The 2,762-nt window shown below is 76.5% G+C and carries 4 protein-coding genes; all 4 read right to left on the reverse strand.

What is annotated here, in order from left to right:
* Positions 1-823: tripartite tricarboxylate transporter substrate-binding protein (locus HW578_RS25120; protein WP_198373429.1), on the reverse strand; the 823-nt coding region annotated here is incomplete at its 3' end.
* 74 nt (positions 824-897) lie between these two features.
* Complete coding sequence (locus HW578_RS25125) at positions 898-1,164, reverse strand: acylphosphatase (protein WP_198373430.1); 267 nt, start codon at positions 1,162-1,164, stop codon at positions 898-900.
* Positions 1,161-1,868: an ATP12 family chaperone protein gene (locus HW578_RS25130; protein ID WP_198373431.1), complete on the reverse strand. Its 708-nt coding sequence runs from the start codon at positions 1,866-1,868 to the stop codon at positions 1,161-1,163. The genes HW578_RS25125 and HW578_RS25130 overlap by 4 nt, the downstream gene beginning before the upstream one ends.
* A gap of 51 nt (positions 1,869-1,919) precedes the next feature.
* On the reverse strand, positions 1,920-2,762 hold an 843-nt coding region (locus HW578_RS25135), incomplete at its 5' end, for an AsmA-like C-terminal region-containing protein (RefSeq protein ID WP_198373432.1).

Genomic DNA, 2,762 nt, shown 5'->3' on the forward strand with positions numbered 1-2,762 from the left:
CCTCGGCCAGCGCGGCGGCCAGCGCCTCGTGCAGGCGCGCGCCGACCTCGGCCGGCGTACCGGCGGGGGCGAACAGCCCCACCCATTCGCTCACGTCGAAGCCCGGCAGCCCCGATTCCGCGAGCGTGGGCACGCCGGGCAGCCCTGCCTGGCGCTGCGCCGTCGCCACCGCCAGGAAGCGCGCGCGCCCGCTCTCGACCACCGGGCGGGCGGACAGCGCGGTGATGAACACCCCGTCCAGCGTGCCCGCCGCGAGGTCGCGCGCCGCATCGGCGCCGCCGCGATAGGGCACGTGCGTCACCTCGATCCCCGCCTCCCGCGCGAAGCGCGCGAGCCCCAGGTGCCCCGCCGTGGCATTGCCCTGGGTTCCCATGTTGATGGTGTTGGGCCGCGCCTTGGCCGCGGCGATGAAGGCGGCGATGTCGGCCGCCGGGAAATCTGCCTTCACGGCCACCACCTGCGGGAAGGTGCAGACCTGGCTGATCGGCGCGAAGGCGGTGGTGTAGTCGAAGGTCAGCCCGCGCAGCAGCGCGTGGTTCACGATGTGGGAGGAGGCATCCCACAGCAGCGTGGTCCCGTCCGGGGCGGCACGCGCCACCTCCGCCCCGCCGATCGAACCACCGGCGCCGGTGCGGTTCTCGACCACGAAGGTGACGGACAGGCGCTCGCCCATGCGCGGCAGGATGGTGCGCGCGGCGGAATCGGCGGCGCCGCCGGCGGCGAAGGGCACCAGCACGCGGATCGGGCGCGCCTGGGCGCGGGCAGCGGCGGCGAGGGGCAGCGTGGCGGCGGCGCCCAGCAGGGCGCGGCGATGAAGCGGCATGGTGACGATCCTTCCGGCGTTGCGCCGTCGTGTGGTGACGCCGCGCGGGCGCGTCAAGGCGGGCGAGGGGCGCGCTATCGCCGCTGGAACCCCGGCCCGGTCGGCGGTTCGGCGAATTCGTCCGTGATGTCGTCCACCCGCGCCAGCATCGGCCCGCGCCGGCAGGCCGAGAGCAGCGCCTGCACCGCCGCTTCCTCGCCGGCCACCAGCGCCTCCACCGCGCCGTCGGCGCGGTTGCGCACCCAGCCCTGGACGCCAAGGTGCGTCGCCTCGCGCACCATCCATTCGCGGTAGCCCACGCCCTGCACCCGGCCACGGATCACCACCTGGCGCGCCCTCATGCGCGCACCAGCGTCAGGAAGCGCTCGGCCAGCGCCACATCGGCCGCAGCGCGGGCACGCCGGGCCGCGGCTTCCTCATCCAGTCCCCAACGCTGTTCCTGGAAGGTCTCGTCCAGCACCGAGAGCGCATGCGCGCGCGCTGCGTCCACCTCGCCGGCCGACAGCGCCAGGCCGAGCACCAGGCTGCCCAGCACCGGCACCGCCACACCCAGCGCCGCCAGCTCCTCGGCCCCATGCGCCGCCACCGCGTCGCGCAACGCCGCCAGGCTTCCCGGCGGCTGCGCCAGCGGCATCAGTCCCGCCGTCACGCCGAGCGGCGCGCCATGCACCCGGGCTGCCCAGTCGAGCAGCGGCTGCCAGTCCCGCGCCTGCAGTTCCGCCAGCGCGGCATCCGCGGCGCGGTAGCAGAGCAGGTCGGTCTCGCCATACTTGGCCAGCCCCGCGACCATGGCCGAGGGATCCTGCGCGACCCGCTCCTGGGCACTGCCCAGCAGGCGCGTCAGCGGCACTGCGTCCATCGTGATCTCGCCGCCCTTCTGGCCGCCGGCGGCGTCCCATTCGGCGGCGATCGCCTCGGCCAGCGGGGCCGAACCCGTCGCCAGCGGCGCCCCGCCCGGCAGGCGCAGCGGCTTGCCGTCGAGGACCACGGCGTACCCGCCCTCGGGCCGGCGAACAGCGACGGCGTGGTTCCAGAAGCGCTTCATGCGCGGGCTTCTAGATCACCTACCGCCAGCGTGGAACCGGCGGTTGGCGCTTCACCGCCGCCCGCCGCCGAGCAGCCCGCCGACCGCCCCGCCCAGCGCCCCGCCGATGCCGCCCAGGCCGCGCAGCACGTCCTGCGTGCTGCCCTGCAATTCGCGCGGCACGCCGGGCACGAATCGCTCGGCGGCCGGCAACGGGCCATCGGCCCCCATCCGCGCGAGGCGCAGCTGCGCCGCGCAATCCCCCGCCGGTGTGCCGCCCTGCACCCGCCCGCGCAGCCATTCCACGGTCGGGTCGCGCCAGAGCCGGTTCGCCACCGTGTCCTCGATCACCTGGCCGAGCGCGCGGCCGGGCTCCACCCCCACCCGCGGCGCCGCCAGCGTGCCGCCGATCCCCACCGGCGCGCGCACTCGAATCCCGAGCAGCGTGACGTCCGGCAGCAGCCGCGCCGCCAGTGCCTCGCTGCGCAGGTTCGCTGCCAGAACGCCCTCGATCCGCCCGGCCGAGGTCTCGGCCAGCAGCGCCTGGCTGCGCGCCACGCCGTCCTCGGCCGACATGCGCAGCGCGAGGCAGCGCAGCTCGATCCCCTCCCGCGGGGCGCCGGGCAGCAGCAGGGCCAGCAAGTCCGGCCCCAGCCGCAGCATCCCGGCCTGCGCCAGGCGCCCCTCGACGATCGCGAGGCCGAATTCGCCCGACAGCGTCGCCGCCACGGCGCGGGTCGTCGCACCCCGGCCCTGGATGTCCAGCACCACCTCGGCGCGGCCCTCGATGCCGGTCGCCTCGCCGCGCGCGCGACGGAGTGCGGCGAGGTCGAGCCCACGCCCCTCGCTGCGCAGCGCCAGCGCGACGCGCGGCGGGTTGGCGGCGGCATCGAGCGTGGCCTCGCCCCGCACCGG

It is taken from the genome of Roseomonas rosulenta (assembly GCF_016106005.1).
GTDB lineage: Bacteria > Pseudomonadota > Alphaproteobacteria > Acetobacterales > Acetobacteraceae > Neoroseomonas > Neoroseomonas rosulenta.

Bases quoted from the DNA above. Each gene is read 5' to 3' on its own strand.
- HW578_RS25125 (WP_198373430.1), bottom strand. From the start codon at position 1,164: ATGAGGGCGCGCCAGGTGGTGATCCGTGGCCGGGTGCAGGGCGTGGGC.
- HW578_RS25130 (WP_198373431.1), bottom strand. From the start codon at position 1,868: ATGAAGCGCTTCTGGAACCACGCCGTCGCTGTTCGCCGGCCCGAGGGC.